Source organism: Nonomuraea sp. NPDC050394, from assembly GCF_044459065.1.
In the GTDB taxonomy this organism is placed as follows: Bacteria; Actinomycetota; Actinomycetes; order Streptosporangiales; family Streptosporangiaceae; genus Nonomuraea.
Genome location: NZ_JBITIO010000002.1, coordinates 1 through 20026, shown reverse-complemented (window position 1 = coordinate 20026; position 20026 = coordinate 1). Strand labels below are relative to the sequence as shown.

The 20026-nt window shown below is 73.4% G+C and carries 12 protein-coding genes; 5 read left to right on the top strand and 7 right to left on the bottom strand.

The genetic code is table 11. The features are described from left to right. From ACIBKY_RS08355 to ACIBKY_RS08330, 6 genes are all read right to left on the bottom strand, one after another. Positions 1–2498 (bottom strand): amino acid adenylation domain-containing protein (locus tag ACIBKY_RS08355; RefSeq protein ID WP_397095498.1); only part of this gene is annotated, 2498 nt, incomplete at its 3' end. A gap of 13 nt (positions 2499–2511) precedes the next feature. Next, positions 2512–2703, bottom strand: a complete 192-nt coding sequence (locus tag ACIBKY_RS08350; RefSeq protein WP_397095497.1) for an MbtH family protein — start codon at positions 2701–2703, stop codon at positions 2512–2514. A gap of 1 nt (position 2704) precedes the next feature. Further along, positions 2705–8194 carry an SDR family NAD(P)-dependent oxidoreductase gene (locus tag ACIBKY_RS08345; protein WP_397095496.1) on the bottom strand — a complete coding sequence of 1830 codons (5490 nt, stop codon included), beginning with the start codon at positions 8192–8194 and terminating at the stop codon, positions 2705–2707. After that, positions 8191–13137, bottom strand: a complete 4947-nt coding sequence (locus ACIBKY_RS08340) for an amino acid adenylation domain-containing protein (protein WP_397095495.1) — start codon at positions 13135–13137, stop codon at positions 8191–8193. The genes ACIBKY_RS08345 and ACIBKY_RS08340 overlap by 4 nt, the downstream gene beginning before the upstream one ends. 11 nt (positions 13138–13148) lie before the next feature. Then, a complete protein-coding gene (locus tag ACIBKY_RS08335; protein WP_397095493.1) occupies positions 13149–14378 on the bottom strand; it encodes a thioesterase II family protein in 1230 nt (409 codons plus the stop codon). A 909-nt stretch (positions 14379–15287) separates the two neighbouring features. Continuing rightward, entirely contained in the window at positions 15288–16271 is a 984-nt protein-coding gene (locus tag ACIBKY_RS08330; protein WP_397095492.1) for a linear amide C-N hydrolase, read from the bottom strand. Positions 16272–16610: 339 nt separating this feature from the next. Here ACIBKY_RS08330 and ACIBKY_RS08325 point away from each other — a divergent pair, with 339 nt between their 5' ends. Next, positions 16611–17012, top strand: coding sequence for a hypothetical protein (locus ACIBKY_RS08325; RefSeq protein ID WP_397095491.1), 402 nt, complete (start codon positions 16611–16613; stop codon positions 17010–17012). Between the two features lie 127 nt (positions 17013–17139). Here ACIBKY_RS08325 and ACIBKY_RS08320 read toward each other — a convergent pair whose 3' ends face one another. Beyond that, the gene (locus ACIBKY_RS08320) at positions 17140–18084 is read right to left on the bottom strand and encodes an EamA family transporter (protein WP_397095489.1); all 945 of its coding nucleotides are present in this window, start codon (positions 18082–18084) and stop codon (positions 17140–17142) included. 34 nt (positions 18085–18118) lie between these two features. Here ACIBKY_RS08320 and ACIBKY_RS08315 point away from each other — a divergent pair, with 34 nt between their 5' ends. From ACIBKY_RS08315 to ACIBKY_RS08300, 4 genes are all read left to right on the top strand, one after another. Then, positions 18119–18601 (top strand): Lrp/AsnC family transcriptional regulator, encoded by a 483-nt coding sequence (locus ACIBKY_RS08315; protein ID WP_397095487.1) that lies wholly within the window; start codon positions 18119–18121, stop codon positions 18599–18601. 194 nt (positions 18602–18795) lie between these two features. Further along, positions 18796–19233, top strand: coding sequence for a hypothetical protein (locus tag ACIBKY_RS08310; RefSeq protein WP_397095486.1), 438 nt, complete (start codon positions 18796–18798; stop codon positions 19231–19233). A 203-nt stretch (positions 19234–19436) separates the two neighbouring features. Further along, a complete protein-coding gene (locus tag ACIBKY_RS08305; RefSeq protein ID WP_397095485.1) occupies positions 19437–19709 on the top strand; it encodes a hypothetical protein in 273 nt (90 codons plus the stop codon). Between the two features lie 111 nt (positions 19710–19820). Continuing rightward, on the top strand, positions 19821–20026 hold a 206-nt coding region (locus tag ACIBKY_RS08300; RefSeq protein ID WP_397095484.1), incomplete at its 3' end, for an ATP-binding cassette domain-containing protein.

Here is a 20026-nt window from a genome sequence, read left to right as displayed (position 1 = left end):
AGGCATTCGAGGGTTCCGTCTGCGCACCAGCGGGCCAGGTCGCCCGTGCGGTAGAGACGGCCGCCGGGCGGGCCGAAAGGGTCGGGCACGAAGCGCTCGGCGGTCAGCGCGGCCCGGCCGTGGTAGCCGCGGGTCACCCCGGCCCCGCCCAGCAGCAGCTCGCCCGGTACGCCCACCGGCACGGGGCGCAGGTCCTCGTCCACCACGTACGCGCTCGTGTTCGCCACCGGCCCGCCGATGAGCATCGTGGCGGGAGAGTGCGGCACCCGGTACGCCGTGGACCAGATCGTCGTCTCCGTCGGCCCGTAGAAGTTCCACAGCTCGTCGGTGACCGTGAGCAGGCGGGCGGCCAGGTCGAGCGGCAGCGGCTCGCCGCCGAGGATCACGCGGGGCAGCCCGGACGGCAGGTGCTCGACCGCCAGGCTCGCCACCGACGGAGTGAGCTGGACCAGGTCCGCGTCCTCCGCGGCCCGGTGGAGCTCCTTGGGCGTGCGGGCGGCGTCCTCGGGAGCGATCACGAGCGTCCCGCCGGACAGCAGCGGCGTGAAGATCTCCAGCGCCGCGATGTCGAACGAGAGCGAGGTCAGGTACAGCGCGCTGCCCCCGCCCAGCCGCCGGATCACGTCGGTGACCAGGTTGACCACGCCACGATGCGGCACCTGCACGCCTTTGGGACGGCCGGTGGAGCCGGAGGTGTAGATGGTGTACGCCAGCTGGTCCGGCCGCACCGGCGGCAGCGGCCGCAGCGGCCCGGCGCTTCCGGAGACCTGGTCGAGCAGCAATTCCGGGGGATGCTCCGCCGGCAGCCGGCCGAGGTGGGCGGAGTCCGTGAGCAGCAGCGCGGCACCGGAGTCGGCCAGCAGGTACGCCAGCCGCTCCGCCGGGTAGGCCGCGTCCAGCGGCACGTAACACGCGCCCGCCCGCAGCACCGCGAGCAGCGCGACGATCTGCGGCACGCCACGCGGCAGGCACAGCGCCACCCGCGACTCGGCCCGCACGCCCTCGGCGACCAGCCGCCCGGCCAGCGCCTGCGTGCGGGCGTCCAGCTCGGCGTAGGTGAGCTCCTCGCCGTCCGGCGCGCGCACCGCCACCGCGCCGGGCGTGCGCGCCGCCTGCTCGCCGACGAGCTCGTGCAGGGTCTTGTCCGGGTACGGCGCGGCGGTCTCGTTCCACCCGGTCAGCAACTCCGTCCGCTGGGCCGGCGTCATCAGCGGCAACTCCGACAGCCGCGTGCCGGGGTCGGCGGCGGCCGCCTCAAGGATCAGCCGGTAGGCGCCGGCCAGGCGCTCGATCGTGCCGGGGTCGAACAGGTCGGTGCTGTACTCGAAGTAGACGCCGGCGCCGTCCGCCGTCCTGACGATGTCGAGGTTCAGGTCCAGCTGGGCGGTGCCGTTCGGGAACTGCCCGCGCGCGCTCATCGGCAGCAGGTTGAAGCCCACCTGGTAGAGCGGGGTGCGGCTGGTGTCGCGGACCGGCTGGAGCGCCTCGACCAGCCGGTCGAACGGCACCTCGGCGTGGTCCAGCGCGTCGAGGACGCTCTCGCGCACCCGGTCCAGCAACGTGCCGAACGACGGGTCACCGCTCAGGTCGCTGCGCAGTACCAGGGTGTTGATGAACACGCCGAGCACCGGCTCGAACTCCGGCAGGTCGCGCCCGACGACCGGCGTGCCCACCGCCACGTCCTCCTGGCCCGCGTACCGGGACAGCAGGGCCTTCAGCGCGGCCAGCAGCACCATGAACAGGGTCGCGCCGCGCCGCATGGCCAGCGCTTCGAGCTCGTCCACCAGGGCGGCGGGCAGCACCAGGTGGTGCTCGGCCCCGGCGTGCCCGCGCACGGGCGGCCTGGGCCGGTCGGTCGGCAGCCCGAGATCGGCCGGCAGCCCGGCCAGCCGGTCCCGCCAGTGACCGAGCTGGGCGGCGAGCACCCCCTGGCCGAGGTGCTCGCGCTGCCAGGCGGCGTAGTCGGCGTACTGGATGGGCAGGTCACGCAGCCGCGCCGGGCGCCCCTCGTCGAGGGCGGCGTACAGCTCCCGGATCTCCTCGCCGAGGATGGTTCCCGAGCGGGCGTCGAACACGGCGTGGTGGAACACGGAGATCAGCCGTTGCTCCCCGCCCGGCATCAGCGCCAGGTGCGAGCGCCACAACGGCGCCCGATCCAGCGCGAACGGCTGCCGCGCCGTCGCCACCGCCAGCGCGCCGAACTCGCGCTCGGCCTCCTCCGGCGGCAGGTCGCGCAGGTCGGTACGGGGCAGGGTGACCGGCATGTCGACCTGGACGATCTGGACGAGGCTCCCGTCCTCGATCGCCAGGGCGGTGCGCAGCGCCTCGTGCCGCCGCACCAGCTCGGCCAGGATCCGCTCACAACGGTCCGGATCGGCCCGCTCGGGCAGCGTCATCATGGCGTTGATGTGGTACGTGGGCGCGCCGGGATCGAGCTGGGCCAGGAACCACAACCGTTCCTGGGCGAACGAGGCGGGGAAAACGTACGTGCCGGTCACCTGGGCCGCTCCTCTACTGCCCCATGGCCTCGCGCAGGCTGCGCGGGCGCATGTCGGTCCAGACCTGCTCGATGTGGTCGAGGCAGCTCTGCTTCTCCCCTTCGAAGCCGGCCTCCCGCCAGCCCTGCGGCAGGGGCCGCCCGGCGAACCAGATGGAGTACTGCTCCTCGTCGTTGACCACGACCTTGTACTGGCCGTCGCGCATGTCAGTGCCTTTCCACTCGGGGGAGCCGGGTGATCGTCGCCGGCTTCTTCTCCTCGCCCTGGCCGCGCAGTTCCTCCACGAGCCCGGCCATGCCGGCCACGGTGGGCACCTGGAAGAGGCTGCGCATGGGCAGCCGGACGCCGATCTTCTTCCTGATGAGGGCGATGAGCTGGACCGCCACCAGCGAGTTGCCGCCCAGCTCGAAGAAGTCCTGCTCGACGCTGACGCGGCGGGCGCCGAGCACCTCGCCCCACAGCCCGGCGAGCACGCTCTCCAGCTCGTTGCGCGGGGCGACGTGATCGTCGGAGTCCAGGCCCGCCTCGCCGGCGGCGGCGGCGGAGGCGAGGTCGTCGGCCACGGTGTCCTGGGTCAGCTCGCGCACCCCGGCCACGAACTCGGGCAGCGCGGTGGCGTTGACCACGACCTGGACGCCCAGGTCGGTGGCGAGCAGGCGGCGGAAGGCCTCGGCGCCGTCCGCCGGCGGGATGCCGCGCTTGGCGCCGTCGAGGTCCAGGGCGACGCCCGCGGTCGCGGACTCCTCCTTCACCGTCACGTCCCCGGCCGCCTGCTCCGCGTCCTCGCCGATGGTGCGGGACACGGCCTCCGGGTCGACGCGTCTGAGCACGAAGTCGGAGATGCTCACCACCGGCTCGCCGGCGTCGCCGTACAGGGTGAGGTCGGCGGCGAGAACCTCGCCGCCGCCGGTGTCGCGCAGCCGGGCGTGGCTCCACAGCGTGGCGGGCAGCGGGGCGTGCACGGTGATGCGGCCGTAGCCGAGCGGCAGGTAGCTGTGCTCGCCGGAGACGGAGATGAACGCGGTCGCCTCGTCCAGCAGCGCCGGGTGCAGCGGCAGGGCGGCCAGTTCGGTGGCGACGTCGGGACCGGCCACCAGGTGGGCGAGCTGCTCGTTCTGGCCCAGCCGTACCGTGCGCAGGCTGGTCCACCGCGAGCCGAACGTGACCAGCCCGGAGGCCGAGGCGAACGGGTTGGCCTCGTCGGAGCCGTGGGTGCAGCGGGACCGGACCTCGGCCAGGTCCCCGGCGGCCTCCCCGGCCGCCACCCACGCCGCCGAGCCTCTGGCGTGCTGGACCGGCTCGCCGCCGGCGATGCTGACCACCTCGAAGTCCATGCCGTCGCCGGCAGGGGTGAGCAGTACCCGCAGCTCGGCGCTCGACCCCTCGGCGACCGGCAGCGGCGCGATGAAGGCGACGTCGCGCAGCTCGATCGCGTGCCCGGGACCCGGGGGAGGCACGGCCGCCTCGAACGCGGCGCGGGCGCTCTCCAGGTAGCCGGTGCCCGGCATCACCGGCACCCCGGCCACCCGGTGCTCGTCCAGGAGCCAGTGCGTCTCGGGCGACAGGGTCGCGGCGTACCAGGGCCGGCGGCCGGCGCTCTCGTGCCGGTGGCTGAGCACGGGGTGCTCCAGCCGGGTCACCCGGTCGCCGCGCTGCAGGGCGCGGAAGGCCACCGGGGCGGCGACCTCGGCGGCCATGCCGACCTCCAGCCAGGCCCCCCAGTTCACCGACAGGACCCGGCCGGGCCAGACGTGCGCGTAGGCGTCCATGAAGTTGTTGGCCGCGCAGTAGTCGACCTGGCCGAACCCGCCCGCGACGGCGGTCACCGACGAGCAGAGCAGCACGAAGTCGAGCGGCAGCTCGCCGAACACCTCGCGCAGCGCGAGCGTCCCGGCGATCTTGGGCGCCATGACGTCGTCGGCGGCCGCGCGCTCCTTGACCTCGGCCATGCCGCCGCCGGGGATCCCGGCCGCGTGCACGATGCCGTCGACGCGGCCGAACCTGGCGAGCGCCTCGTCCCTGGCCCGGCGCAGTGACCCGGGGTCGGTCACGTCGGCGGCCATCACGATCACCTCGGCGCCCGCCCGCTCCATGCGCAGCACCGCGGCCACGGCCCGCCGCACGCGCTCCGGCGCCCCGTCGAGCGTGTCCCACTCCGCACGGGGCGGCAAGCCGGAACGGCCGAGCAGGACCAGCCTGGCCCGGACCCGCCGGGCCAGGTCCTCGCCCAGCGTGAGACCGATGCCGCCGAGCCCGCCGGTGATGACGTACACGCCGTGCGGGCGCAGCGGGTCGTCCTGCGGCGGCAGCGGCACCGGCTCGAAGCCACGCACCCAGCGGCGGCCGGCACGCAGCACGACGGGGGACGGCGGCACACCCTCCTCCGGCTCCGCGGGCTCGGTGGCCAGCTCCGCCAGCACCTTCCCCACGTCGTACGGCCCCGCCTCCAGGTCGATGTGGCGGGCCGTCAGCCAGCGGGCCTCCAGCGGGACGACGCCGGTGATGCCGGCGACGGTGGCGTGCTCGGGCCGGTGGACGTCCCGGCCGGTGACGCCCTGCGTGGCGGCGGTCAGGATGTCGAGCCGCACCCCCGCCTCGCGCTCGGCGCCGGCCAGCGCCTGCACGAGGGCGAGCAGGCTGTGGAAGCCGAGGTCCTGGGCGGCGGTGGCCCGCGCGGCCGTGGTCGCGGGGTCGCCGTCGAGCGTCCAGGCGTGGATGACGCGGGCCGGTACTCCGGTCTCGGTGAGCAGCGCCTCGTAGTCGTCGCGTTCGGCGGGACGGACGGTGATGGTGCCGTCGGGTGCGGTGCCGTACGCGCTGCCGGGGACCACCCGCACGGCGTCGGCGCCGGCCGCGCGCAGCCCGTCAAGCAGCGGCTCGGCGGCGGGGCCCGCGAAGACCAGGCAGCGCAGGCCGGCCAGCGCGGCGGTCCCGGCGGGGGCGAGGGGCGCCTGGCGCCAGGCCGGCGCCGAGAACCACTCCTCCAGCGGCAGCGCGCCGGCCCGCGGCGGCCGGGTGAAGACGAGCTCCGGGTCGAACGTGGTGGGGACCCAGTGCTCGGCGCGCTCGTACGGATAGGCGGGAAGCGGGACGCGGCGGGCGGGCTCGGCCAGGGCGTCGGTGTCCAGCGGGACGCCCGCCGTCCACAGGGCGCCGGCCGCGGCGTAGACGATCTCCAGGTCCGGCCGGGCGTCGGCGGGGCCGGGGAGGCTGGCCAGCGGCTGCGGCGCGGACTTGGGCAGCTGGGTCCTGGCCAGGCCGGCGAGCTGGCGTCCAGGACCGCACTCCACCAGCCGCCACTCGCCCTCGGCGACCAGCGTCGCCACGCAGTCGCCGAACCGGACCGCCTCGCGCAGGTGCCGCGTCCAGTAGCCGGGGTCCGTGGCCTGCTCGGCGGTGATCCAGGTGCCGGTGACGTTCGACAGGAACGGCAGGCCGGGCGCGTGCCGGGCCGCGGCGGCGACGGCCTCGTGGAAGTCGCCGAGTATCGGGTCCATCATCGCCGAGTGGAAGGCGTGCGAGGTACGCAGCGCGGTGTGCTGGACGCCGTTCTCCTCCAGCCGGGCGGCGTAGGCGGCGATCAGCTCGCCGGGACCGGCGACGACGCACGTGCCGGGGCCGTTGACGGTGGCGATCGACAGGCCGTCGGGCAGGTCCCCGCGTACCTCTTCCTGGTCGCGGCGCAGGGCCAGCATCGCGCCCGGCGGCATGCTCTGCATGAGCCGGCCACGGGCGGCCACCAGGCGCAGCGCGTCGGGCAGGGAGAAGACGCCCGCGACGGTCGCGGCCACGTACTCGCCGATGCTGTGCCCGATCATCGCGGCCGGCTCCACGCCCCACGAGCGCCACAGGCGGGCCAGCGCCCACTCCACCGTGAACAGCGCGGGCTGGGTGAGCGCCGTCTGCCGCAGCCGCTCGTCGGCGGCCTCCTTCTCCTCCTCGGCGGGGAAGAGCAGCGTACGCAGGTCCAGGCCCAGCTCGTCCCGCAGGATCGTGGCGCACTCGTCGACCGCGGCGGCGAAGACCGGCTGGGTGTCGTAGAGCCCGGCGCCCATGCCCGCGTACTGCGCGCCCTGGCCGGAGAACAGCCACGCCACCTTGGGCGTGCCCGCCTTGCCCTTGACCAGGCGGCGCGGCGTGGACAGCGCCGTGATCGCGTCGGCGGTGTCGCCGGCCACGACGGCGGCCCGGTGCGCGTACCGCCGCCGGCCCGCCCGCAGTGTGTGGGCCACGTCGGCCAGGTCGGTCTCGCTGCCCTTGAGGTGGCCGGCCAGCCTGGTCACGGCGGCGTCCAGCGCGGCCGGGGTGCGGGCCGACAGCAGCAGCAGGTGGGCGGGGCGCGGCGGGGCGGTGGGCAGCGGCGCGGGCGGCGCCTGCTCGACCAGCACGTGCGCGTTGGTGCCGCCGATGCCGAACGAGCTGACGCCCGCGCGGCGCGGGAAGCCGTTCGTCTCCCACTTGGTCAGCGTCGAGACGACGTGGAACGGGTTGGTGCCGAAGTCGATGCGCGGGTTCGGCTTCTCGTAGTTGAGGCTCGGCGGGATCATGCCGTGCTCCAGCGCGAGCACGGTCTTGATGAAGCCCGCGATGCCGGCGGCGGGGCCGAGGTGGCCGATGTTGGTCTTGACCGAGCCGATGCCGCACCAGCCCGCCTCGTCGGTGCCGGCGCCGAGCACGCTGGACAGGGCTCCGACCTCGATCGGGTCGCCCAGCGAGGTGCCGGTGCCGTGCGCCTCGATGTAGGTGACGGTGCGCGGGTCGATCTGGGCGACGCCCAGCGCCTGCGATACCGCGGCCGCCTGGCCCTCGGCGCTCGGCGCGGAGAAGCCCATCTTGGTGGCGCCGTCGTTGTTGATCGCGTTGCCGATCACCACGGCGCGGATGTGGTCGCCGTCGGCGACGGCGTCCGAGAGCCGCTTCAGGACGGCGATGCCGCCGCCACCGCCCCAGATCGTGCCCGCCGCCGAGGCGTCGAAGGCGCGGCAGTGCCCGTCGGGGGCGTAGATGCCGTCCTGGTGGAACTGATACCCCCACTCGGCGGGCATCTCCAGGGAGGCGCCGCCGGTGAGCGCCATGTCGCACTCGCCGGTACGCAGCGCCTCGCACGCCACGTGCAGGGCGACGAGCGAGGAGGAGCAGGCGGTGTGCAGGGTGAGGCTGGGGCCGCGCAGGTCGAGCTTGTACGACACCAGCGTGGCCAGGTAGTCGGGGTGGTTGCCGGTGTAGACGGCGAGGTTGCCGACCGAGGCGAACACCTTCTTGTTCGGCCGGATGTACAGCCATTGATACTCATCCGAGCCGATCGCCCCGTAGACCCCGATCTCGCCGGGGTAGCGGGCGGGGTCGTAGCCCGCGTCGTCCAGCGCGGTGCTGGCCAGCTCCAGGAACATCCGCTGCTGCGGGTCGCGCAGCTCCGCCTCGCGCGGGGACATGCCGAAGAATGCGGCGTCCAGGGCCCGGTAGTCGTCGGCGTTCGAGGACGCCGCCACGAACGTCGGATCGTCCAGCAGATAGTCCGGTACGCCGAGCGCCTCCTGCTCCTCACGCGTGTAGAAGCGCACCGACTCGACGCCCCCGACCAGGTTGCGCCAGTAGGCGGGCACGTCCTCGGCGCCGGGCAGACGGCAGGCCAGGCCGACGACCGCGATCGGCTCGACGCCGAGCCCCTCTTCCTCGTGGTTGTGCGCAGCGGTCATTCGTTACTCTCCCGTCTGGCCCGGTGAGGCCGAGTTGAGGGTCGTGCCCGGCGCGCCGCGACCCGCATGGCGGCGCGCTCCGTTCCCGCGGTGCGCCGCTCGCCGTCGAGGTGGGCCGCGAGCGTCCGTACGGTCGGGAAGCGGAACAGGTCCACGATCGGCACCTCGCGCCCGAGTGAGGCGGTGAGGCGGGCCTGAACCTGAGCGGTGGCGAGCGAGTGCCCGCCGATCTCGAAGAAGTTCGTGTCGGCGGAGATCCTCGGCTGGCCGAGGACCTCCCGCCAGATGCCGGCGACCAGGCGCTCGGTCGCGGAGGCGGGCTCCTGGCCGGGCCCGGCCGCGGCCCTCGGGGGAGGGGCGGGCAGCGCGGCCCGGTCGACCTTGCCGTTCGGCGTCAGCGGCAACGCCGGCAGGAGCACCAGCTCGGCGGGGAGCGCGTAGTCGGGCAGGCAGGCCGCGAGGTGCCGATGCAGCTCACCGGCCTGTACGGCCGCGCTCGCCGGCACCGCGTAGGCGTGCGGCACCGGCCCCCCGGGCTGCTCGGCCACTCTGGCGGCGGCCGCCCGGACACCGGGATGGGCGGCCAGCACGGCCTCGATCTCGCCGAGCTCGACCCGGTACCCGCGGATCTTCACCTGCCCGTCGGCCCGCCCGGCCAGCACCACCCGGCCGTCCGGGTCATGGCGGCCCAGGTCACCGGTCCGGTAGCGGGCCGTCTCGCCGTCCGGCTCGCGGCTGAAGCGTAACCGGGTGAGCTCCTCGTCCAGGTACGCCCGCGCCAGCCGGCGGCTCCTGACCACCACCTCGCCCAGTTCTCCCACGGCGGCCGGTGCCCCGCCGGCGTCCAGCACGAGCAGTTCCGCCCCGTCCACGCCGCGGCCGACCGGCACCGGATCGCCGGTGCCGCCCAGGTGGCCGGTGATCTCGTGGACGGCCTGCGCCTGGGGCGTCTCGGTCGTGCCGTAGGTGTTGACCAGGCGCGCCTTCGGCGCCACCGCCGCGAACCTGGCCACCTCCGCGTAGGTCAGCCGGTCTCCGCCGAACAGCACCAGCCGCAGGTCGGGCAGCTCCACCCCGGCCGCGGCGATCAGGGTGGCGAGCTGCGGGGTCAGGTGCGCGACCGTGACGGCCCGCTCGCGCAGCCAGGCCGCCAGCCGGGCCGGGTCGCGCACCCGGTCCTGGCCGGGCACGTGCAGCGTCGCCCCCAGGGTCAGCGGCGTCCAGGCGTCCCGGAGCAGCGGGTCGTGCGCCAGTCCGGCCAGCAACGCGAACCGGTCGGCGGAGGTCAGCGCGAACTCGGCCGCGTACCAGGACAGGAAGCGGGCCAGCGGGCGCTCGTCGGCCCGCACCGGCTTGGGTTCGCCGGTGGTGCCGGAGGTGAACGACAGGTAGCCGCGCTGCCCGAACGGCACGGGGAACAGCACCGGCCCGCGCTCATCCGGTTCGGGGTGCCCGGTCGGTTCAGAGTGCTCGGGAAGCCGGGTCAGGTCGGGCAGCCAGGCCAGGTCGGCAGGCACGGGCACGCCGGGGCAGGCGAGCAGCGCGCGGGCTCCCGCCGCGCGGGCCTGGGCCGCGAGGCGGGCGGGCGGCAGGGCGGAGTCGAGCACGGCCCAGCGGGCTCCGGCGCCCAGGACCCCGAGCATCAGGGCGGGAAGCTCGCCCACGCGGGCGGCCAGGATCGCCACCGTGTCGCCCGGACGCACGGCCGCCGACACGGACTCCCCGGTCGACCTCGCGAGGCGGGCCAGGTCGGCATAGGTCAGCTCGCCGTCCTCCCCGGCGACCGCCACCCGCTCACCGTCCGCCCCCCGCTCGTCGGCCGCCCGGGCGAGGACGCGTTCCACCACCCCGGGCCCGTCCCAGGTGGGGAGCGGGGCGCTGCCGTCCGGCAGGCTCGTGCGGCCGGCGGACGGGCGCGCGGGGCGGAGCGACGCCTGCCGGACCGGCCGCCCGGGAGCGGTGACGAGGTCGCCGAGGATGCGGAGGTAGCCCCTGAGCAGCTCCTCTATCCGCTCCGCCCGGAACAGCCGGGGGTTGTACACCGCCTGCAGCACGTACCGTCCGTCCCGTTCCCCGACGTACAGGGTCAGGTCGAACAGGGCGCCCGGCAGGCCGGGCGGCAGCGGGACGGCCGTGACGCCGGGCAGCCCCAGCCGCGGCTCGGTGAAGTCGTACATGTTGAACAGCACCTGGACCAGCGGGTTCCTGGACAGGTCGCGGCCGGGGCCGAGCCGGTCGACCAGCCGCTCCAGGTGCACGTCGAGATGGGCCAGCGCACCGGACAGCGTCTCCTGGCAGCGGCGCACGTGCGTCTCGAAGGAGTCGGCGTCCGCGACGCGCAGCCGTACCGGAAGAACCTGGACCAGGCAGCCGGTCAGCGGGTGAAAGGCCGGATCGCGACGGTCGGCGACGGGCGCGCCGACGATCAGGTCGTGCCGGCCGGTGAGGCGCCGCAGGACCTGCGCGAACGCCGCCAGCATCACCGCGTACGGCGTGCTGCCCAGACCGGCGGCCAGCGTGCGGACCCCGGCGCTGACGGCGGCGTCGGCCTCGGCGGCGGCCCCCGCGCCCTCGAACGTCTGCACGGCCGGGCGCGGATGGTCGCGGGGCAGGTCGAGCACGCTGGGCGCGCCCTCCAGGTGGTCCCGCCACCACTCCAGGCTCGCCTCCCGGTCGCGCCCGCCGAGGTAGGCCACGTACTCGCCGAACGACGTGCGCAGTGGCGTGAGCGCCTCACGGCGGTAGGCGCGGCTGAGATCGTCGTAGAGCACCTGCTGCGACCAGCCGTCGAAGACGAGGTGGTGCGCCGTGACGGCCAGCACGTGTTCCCGGCCGGACAGGCGCAGCAGCCGGGCCCGCCACAGCGGCCCGGCCGCCATGTCGAAGGTGAGCCGGGCCTCGGCCTCAAGACGTCCGGCCACCTGCGCTTCCGTGACGTCCTCCACCGGCAGCGGCACCGGGCCGGGCGGCGACACGGCGACGGCGGGAACCCCGTCCGACTGCGGCACGCGCCATCTCAGCACCTCGTGCCGCTCGGCCACCACCGCGAGGGCGGCGCGCAGGGCGCCGATGTCCAGCGGTCCGGACAGGCGTTGCGCCATCGCGATGTTGTGCGCGGGTGTGCCGGGCGCCAGCCGTTCCACGAACCACATCCGCCGCTGCACCGCCGACAGCGCGGCCGGCGCCGCGGCGAGCGGCTCGTCACGCACCGGCGGGGCGAGCTCCACCAGGCGGGCGATCCCGGTCACGGTACGGCCCGCGAGCACGTCGCTGACCTCGATCTCCTTGCCGAGCCCGGTACGCAGCAGCGCGGTCAGGCGCATCGCCACCAGGGAGTGCCCGCCGGAGGCGATGAAGTCGTCGTCCGGCCCCGGCTCCCCGGTCCCGAACGCCTCGGCCCAGGCCGCCGCGACGCCGCGCTCGGTCACGCTCGCCGCGGGCCGCTCCCCGCCGGTCTCGCGCGGGGCGCCGCTCGCCGGGGCCGTCGCGCGCAGGGCCGCCATGTCGATCTTCCCGGCGACCGTCAGCGGCAGTACGGCCAGCCGTACCACCCTGGTGGGCACCATGTACGCGGGCATGCTCTCCAGGCAGTGGGCCCGTACGTCCTCGATGCCCGGCGCGTCCTCGGGCGCCAGGTAGGCGGTCAGCTCCTTCAGCCCCGACGGGCCGGTCGCCACGTCCGCCACCGCCTGCCGTACGCCGGGATGGGCGCGCAGCACCGCCTCGATCTCGCCGATCTCGACGCGCTGGCCCTGGACCTTCACCTGCCGGTCCAGCCGGCCGATGAAGCCGATGCGGCCGTCGTCCTCCAGCACGACCTGGTCGCCGGTGCGGTACATGCGCGCCCCCGGCCCGCCTTCCGGGTCGGGCACGAAGCGCTCGGCCGACAACCCCGGCCGGTCCAGGTAGCCGCGGGCCAGTTGCGGGCCGCCGATGCACAGCTCGCCGGGCGTGCCGGGCGGGCAGGGCCGGAGCAGGTCGTCGAGAATGTACGCCCGGCAGCCGGGCAGCGCGTACCCGATCGGCAGGGGCCGGTCCCAGACGCCGTCCAGTTCGGTGCCGACCACGCACACGGTGGTCTCGGTGGGGCCGTACCAGTTGAAGAAGCGCCGCCCGCCGGTGGACCAGCGGGCCACCTGCTCGGGTCCGGCCGGTTCGCCCGCGGTCAGCAGGTCGCGCAGCCAGGGCAGCCGGTCCGGCTCCAGCAGCGGGAGCAGGGCGGGCGGGATGGTGCCCCAGGTCACCTGGTGGCGTTCGAGGAAGCGCTGGAGCCGTACCGGATCGACCCGGTCCTCCTCCGGGATGAACATCACCGACCCGCCGCGCGCCAGCGGGGCGAAGACGTCGAGCACCGACACGTCGAACCCGAGCGCGGCGAACCCGATCGACCGGCACCCGGCGTCGAGCCCGAACACCTCGCCCGCCATCCGGACGAAGGACACCGCCGAGTCATGGCTCACCACCACGCCCTTGGGCCGTCCCGTGGAGCCCGAGGTGTAGAGCACGTAGGCGGCCGCGCCCGATGGCGTGACCCGCGCGGGCGGCTCGCCGGCGCCCGGCCGGGGCACCGCCTCCAGCCGGACGGGGAGCCCGGCCAGCAGCTCGGCGCCCGTTTCGTCCGCGACGACCGTGGTGATCCCGGCGTCCTCGACGATCCCGGACAGGCGCCGGCGCGGGTGCGAAGGATCCAGAGGTACGTACGCGCCCCCGGACATGAGAACGCCGAGCACGCAGACCAGCAGGTCAGGGGTACGGCGATGGCAGATGCCGATCCGTACCTCGGGCCCGGCCCCGAGCTCGCGCAGCCGGTGCGCCAGCGTCGCCGCGGCGGAGACCAGCTCGCGGTAGGTCAGAACGCGATCATCCTGCCGCACGGCCGTCGCGTCGGGAGTACGCCCGGCCTGCGCCAGGACAAGGTCGTGAAGAAGCGCCCTGTCGGTCACTCTGTCCCCCGTTACCTTGGCTTTTCGGCAGGAATGTCCAAGCTCAGCCGCACCGTGTCGTGCGGCACGGCGACCGCGCCCAGCGCTTCTCCCCGTGAGGTGTGCAGGGGCAGGTGGAGGACCTGCCAGCGGTCCAGCCGTTCCAGCCCCGGATCGCCCTGGGCCTGCCAGGGCCCGGGATCGGTGAGGTCGGGGAAGCCGGCCGCCGCGGGATCGGCTCCCTGGCCGTCGGCGGCCATCAGCGCCCGTTTCGCGGTGACGGCACGCAGCGCCAGCCAGCGCCGGTCCTCCTCGGCGGCGTCCTCGATCTGCTCGAGCTCGTCCCCGCTCAGCTCGGACAGGTCGCCGCCGAGATCCGGCGCGCGCAGGATGGCCACCCCGACCCCGGGCCCGTGCGCGGCGACCGCGCCCACCAAGGTCAGCTCGCCGGTGTGGCTCGTGCCGAGCGCGGCGCGGCCGGCGTACCGGCGCACCACCGCGGTGTGGTCGGCGGGACGGCCGAGCCAGAGCTGAAGCTCGTCCGGCTCCGGCGGGGCGGGCTCGCCCGCGAGGTCGGCGGCGATGAGCGCGGCCAGCTCGGCGGGGCGGTCCTGGACGAACAGGTGACCGCCGCGCAGCGTGCGCAGGCCGAACCCGGCGGTGGTGTGCCGGGCCCAGCCGAGCATCTCCGCCGCCCCGACCTCGCCGTCGTCCAGCCCGGTGAAGGCCACGATGGGGGAGTCGATCGGCGGCTCGGGCGCGTAGGAGTAGTTCTTGATCCAGGTGAAGTCGGAGCGCAGCACCGGCATCAGCAGCTCGCGCAGCTCCGGCAGGTGCTTGAGCTCCAGGAGCGCGCCCGCCCTGCGGACGAGCTGGTCGATGAAGGCGTCGTCGGGCAGGTCCACGGAGGCCGCCAGCGGTACCCGGCGATCCGGTGGGTGCGCGCCGCCGACGTAGAGCCGCGACGGCCGGCGCAGGCCACGCCTGCGCAGCTCGCGTACCACCTCGAAGGCCAGGCGGGCCCCCATGCTGTGGCCGTACAGCGCGTACGGCTCGGCCGTGGCGGGCGCCACCTCGTCGGCGATCCCGGCGATCGTGAAGGCCGGCGGTTCGACGATGCGGTTCTCCCGGCCGGGAAGCTGAACGGGGACGACGGTGAGGCCGGTGAGTCCGGCGAGCTCGCGCACGAGTCCGGTGTAGGCGCTGGCGCCGCCTCCGGCGTACGGGAGGCAGATCATCGTGCTGGCGGAGCGGAGATCCATGGGGTGGGGATTCTGCGCCGACGCGGCTAACTGGTCACTGATCGCCCAGCACCCCCCTGCGGGGAGTCACCGTGTGCGGCGAGTGGTGGATTCGTCGCTGAATAGAGAGGTCGTCAACCGCCATGTTACGGCGCTCCTCGACAATTGCCTTGAAACAACCTCGAAATGGAGATCTGTACAAGTGTCACGACTTAGCGTGTGATGTCACGCCGTTCACGACATTCACTCTTATATCGATGTTTGCCGGGTGGAGTCAACGGCCTGATTAGCGCGTGCGGGCCGGGGGCCGCGCGAATTCAGCACAAGAGCCTCTTGCATCACTGGTCATGCGATGATATGCGTGACCGTAAATAGGATTCGGGCAACCGAAACCTGTCCCAGGGCGCTGGGGGATCTTCCGCTCGCCCGGGGTGTCCGCCCCGGCTTCGGCGAGGGGCGGGCGGGGCCGGTCGAAGTGCGGTGCCGCCTTCCGTCGTCCCTCGGCAGCCACGCGAAATAACCGCTGTGGGGCCGAGTGAGAAGAACCGCTGCCGCCCCGGGATCGCCGGCCTCCCACAGGTCGCCGACTCTTGTCCGGACTCGTTTGTCGCCTGGCCAGTCAAGAGGCGAGAAAAACTTTCACATATCAGTCAGGACGATTGTCCGATCACCCTAACCCGGGCTCTGGTCACCCCGAAACTCTGGCCCGACGTGCGAAGTTGGGTGGCACGGGCGCGCCACGCGGCTCGCTCTGACGGATCGCCGGCCACGGCGTCATTTACCGGATTCCCGGCAAGATGCTTTACCAGATATGTCAATCAAACGCCGGGTCCCGTGCCGCCGCTGGCCTTGCGGCTATATTCGTGAACGCCGGTCCCTCATTCGCCCGGCCGACACTCGCGCCCTATCAAGCGCGCCGCCGGTAAATGCCTAACCGCCCGCGGACAGGCGCAGGTCGCGCACGCGGTCCCACCGCTGCGCCGTGACGATCTTGGCGGTGAGCTTCTCCTGGTCGTAGACGATCGACCACCGGGTGTGCTGCTGAGCGACCCGCTTGAGCAGCTGCATCGGGTCCGTGCCGTCGCCCTCGGTCAGCAGCCGGTAGCGCCGGTCGGCCAGTTTGGTGTTCCGGTCGGCGCCGGTCATCGTGATGTTGGTCAGGTAGCGCTCGTCGATGACGTTCATGCGCCCCTCGGCGAACTCCACGACCACGGACTTGCCCGCCCGGTCGGCGATCAGGTAGTGGAGCTGCGGGCCGCCGCTGAAGTCCAGGTCGTAGCGGCGCATCAGCTCGATCGCCTCGGGCACGGTCGCGGCGCGGTCGAGCATGAGCCGGATGATCCGCGTGCCGCTCACGACGGTGCGCCCCGGGGTGCGGGCGGGCAGGTCCGCGTGGGGTGCCTGGGCCAGGCCGACGGCGAGCCCCTTCTCGTTCATGCCGTCGAAGGGCATCAGCACCGCGTGCGCCAGCCGCCGCCGGTCCTGGGCGGTCTTCAGGTCCGGCCGGGCCGCGGGCGGGAACAGGTAGGAGACGTCGACCAGGGAGAGTGAGGCGTAGCCGTCCGGCGGATCGGCGTGGACGACCATGGCCGGGTTGGGGTCCCAGTCGAAGTTCCTGCCGAACCGGCCGGGGCGGTGGAACAGCGAGCACGCCCAGCCGTCCCCGTTCCTGGCCAGCTCCGCCTCGGTCAGCGGCGCCTCGGCGTCGTAGCCGCCGTGGTAGGTCATCTCGTATAGCGGCATGTCGTCCAGCCGGCGCAGGCCCGCGGCCGTGCGGGCGATCTCGTCCGCTGTCTGCCGGAGAATCCCGGGGCGCGCCACCAAGGAGGGCGCCGGCGGCGCCTCGGCGGGCGCGCACGCCGCCGATGCCGCGAGGGTCAGGGCCGACAACACCGCGAGAGCTGGGGTCCGCATGTCTGTAGTCTGCCTACCGGCACCCGCCGTGTCACGAGGCGGTGCGCGCGGTCGCCCGGGTGGAGGCTCCGCGACCACACCCGCTCAGCTGGCCGCGTGCGAGAGCCCGGAACGGTCCCCGTCGTTCCACGCCCATCCGGAACGGCTGCCGCCCGACGGCCCCGGCTCGCTGCCGCGCCGGCACTCTTTCTGCGCACCCCCTGATTCTCTCCGCCCGCTAGGGTGGAAAAGGACACGGAAAAAACCTGTGCCTCCCCGACCCTTCCTCGTGACCGCCGCCGGTGACGTCACGATCGTCCCGGCCTGCGACGAACCCGAAGACGCCCCCCTGGAGGCACCATGTCACCTATCGCCCGTTTCGCCGTCGCCTCCGCCGCCGTCCTCGGCGTCCTGTTCATCGGCCTTGAGACCGTGCGGCGAGGCATCCAGGCGTGGTGGACGACGCCGGTCACGATCCTGGAGGACTACGTCGCGGGCATCCTGTTGATCATCGCCGCGGTGGCCCTCCTCCGTTCGGCCCGCCTGAGCTGGCCGCTGATGCTGGCCGCGGGCGCGTACGCCACGGGCATGATGAGCTCAAGCCTCTGGGGACAGGTCGAAGCGCAGCTCAAGGGCGAGACGTGGGAGTCGCAGCAGGTCACGGTGATCGCCGTGAAGACGCTGCTGTGGCTGTTGCCGCTCACGCTGAGCGTCCTCTCGGTCCGCGAACTTCACCGGAGTCCCGCGGCCGTTCAGGAGTGACCGATGACCCGGCGCGGCCGATTGGGGGCCTCCGGCCGGGCCGTCTCCTCCTCGCTCGGGGGCACCTCCACCGCGGCGACCGTGTCGTCCAGGTGACCCGGCCTGCTCGCCCCGACGATCGGCGCGGTCACCCCGGGCCGTCCGGGCAGCCACGCGAGCGCGAGCCGCGCTCGGCGGCGAGCGCGCGTGTCGTCCTGTCCTTCTGGGTGGGTGTGCGCTCGCGATGGAGCGCGACCGAAAGCACCACGAGCCCGACTCCGGCGAGCTCGGCGAGTGAGGGAAGCTGCCGGAGCACGACGACGCCGATCACCGTGGCCGTGGCGGGAAGCAGCGCCACCAGCAACGCGTACGTGGACCGGGCCATGCGGGCCATCGCGAGCTGGTCGCAGACGTACGGGATCACCGACGAACAGATCCCCACCCCGATCCCCGCCGCGAGCGTGACGGGGTCGATCATCGCGGGAACGGCCTGCCAGCCTGCCACCGGCGCGACGAGCACGCAGGCGACGAGCATGGCCGCGGCCAGCCCGTCGATGCCGCTGACGCCACGCAGCCGGGCCGTACGGTGGGCCAGCACGATGTAGGCGGCGAACAACAGCGCGTTGGCGAAGGCGAACACCAGCCCCAGCGGCTCCCCGGCCAGCCGGATGTCGGCCAGCACGTAGACACCGCCGACGGCGGCGACGAGCGCCAGGAGGTTGCGTGCCGTCCGGGCGCCGAGCGCGGCCAGCGCGATGACCGGCAGAAACTCGATCGCGGCGACGGTCCCCAGGGGCACCCGCGCGATCGCGAGGTAGAAACAGACGTTCATGCCCGCGAGCACCGCGCCCCAGGCGAGGATCGTCCGCCGCCCTCCGGCGTCGAGCCTGGCGAGGGTACGCCAGGGGCGGCGCCAGAGCGCGAAGACCATCGCGGCGCTCCAGATCCTCAGGCCCGCCACCCCGAGCGGGGCGAGCCTGCCGAACAGGAGCACGGCGAAGGCCGGGCCAAGATAGTGGAAGACGGCGCTTCCGATGAAGGAGGTCCACGGAGGCGCCGCTGACAGGACGGCACGAGGGCCGGTGGGCGGCATGACGCCATCGTCGGCCACCCCGTAATTTAGGAGAATGGCGAACCGAAGGATCAGGCCCGAGCGGACATACGAACCCAAGGCAATCGACGCCCTGGACCTTCGTATCCTCGCCGAGCTGCAGGTTGACGCCAGAGTGAGCTTCGCCGAGCTGGGCCGCCGGGTCGCTCTGTCGGCCCCCGCGGTGGCCGACAGGGTGCAGCGGCTGGAGGAGGCCGGAGTGATCACCGGCTATCGTGCCGAGGTCGACCCGCGGGCCCTGGGCTTTCCGGTCACGGTGATGGTCAGGGTCCGCCCGGCGATCCGGGAGATCCAGCGCATCTCCAAGATCGCGCAGGAGATTCCCCAGATCGTCGAGTGCTACAGGATGACCGGCGACGACTGCTTCTTCTTCACGATGCACCTGCGGGCGGTCGACGAGCTCGAACCGATCCTCGACCTGTTCACCCCGTACGGCCACACGACCACGTCGCTCATCCACACGGCGCCCGTGCCCCGCCGCCCCCTGCCCCTGGAGTGACACCTTACCGACGCTTCGGCGACGCGACCGGCCCGGAGCAGCGCCTTTCCGTGTCCTCGCGGACCAAGGAGCACCCGCCCGGCCCGGTAAGCGGGGTTTCCCGCATATGGCCGTTCTTCGCGGGAACCTTCCTCGGTGCTGCGCAGTAACAGTCCCGGAAGGACCACTACCACGACGATCCACGGGAGGATTCGGTGAGAGTCCGAATTCGGTGCTGGGCCAGCGTTACCTGGCTGGTGGCGTTCCTGGCCGTGCTGACGGTCGCGTTGGCCCCGGCGGCCGGCGCGCTGGCGGCGGAGGGGTCCGATGACGTCTACCGGCTGACCATCGTCCGTCTCAACTGCGATGACGAGGCCGAGGCGTTCTCTGACGAAGTGGAACTCTGGGTCGACGGCGCCTTCGTCGATCGCAGGAACAACATGGATGGCGGCGACTGGTGGGACATCAACCGGACGTACGACTTCCAGAACTCGATCGAGGTCGTCATCCGTGAGAACGACGGCTGGATCATCGGAACCAGGATCGTCCCCAGTGCGGAGGCCAACCAGGGCCTGAAGGTGTCCCACCTGCCGGGCTACCACGGCAGCGCCTACTACTACCGCCTGACCTACCACGTGACGGGCCCCATCTGAGGGTTCGCACAGGGCGGGACGATCGGTGAACGACCCGGAGCGGTGCCCTGCCGGCGCACCGCTCCGCGTGAAACGTGGCCGTATCAGCCGCCATGTCAGGACGGCGACGGTCCGGTGTCAGGGCGGTCGGCGATCGTGGCCACCATGAGTGAAGCCCTCCACCCCCCTGAGGCCATGCCGACCCCGAGCTCGCCGACGGGGCGATGAAGAAACCGCTGCGGTACCTGAGCGTGGCCAAGCCGTTCGTGCGGGTCGCGCTGGAAGACCTCGAGCTCGGCGGCCAGACCATCAGGGCCGGGACGACGCTCACCCTGTCGTCCACCACCGCCAACCGCCACGCGCTCGGCCTGCGCGGGCGGGAGGGCGGCACCTGGCCTTCGGCCACGGACTCCACCAGTGCCCGGGGCGGCAACCGGCCCGCGCTGGTCAGCCGCTTTCCTCGCCACGGCCGGCGAGCGCGGACATCCACGGTGTGAAGAGCCTCCCGGTCACCTGAGACGTGTGACCACGGGCGGGCTTACGCGCTCACGATACAACACTAGCTAGTACTACTTAGTAGATCGACGGAACAGAGAACGGATATCCGGATGACAGTTCATCAGGCACCAGGGCCCGCGATCCGCGTTCAAGGTCTGACGAAGGCCTACAAGGAACTGCGGGTGTTGCGGGGTGTGGACTTCGAGGTGGCGCGGGGCAGTATCTTCGCTCTGCTCGGCTCGAACGGGGCGGGCAAGACCACGGTGGTGCGTATCCTGGCCACGCTGCTCAAGGCCGACGGGGGCGCCGCCCACGT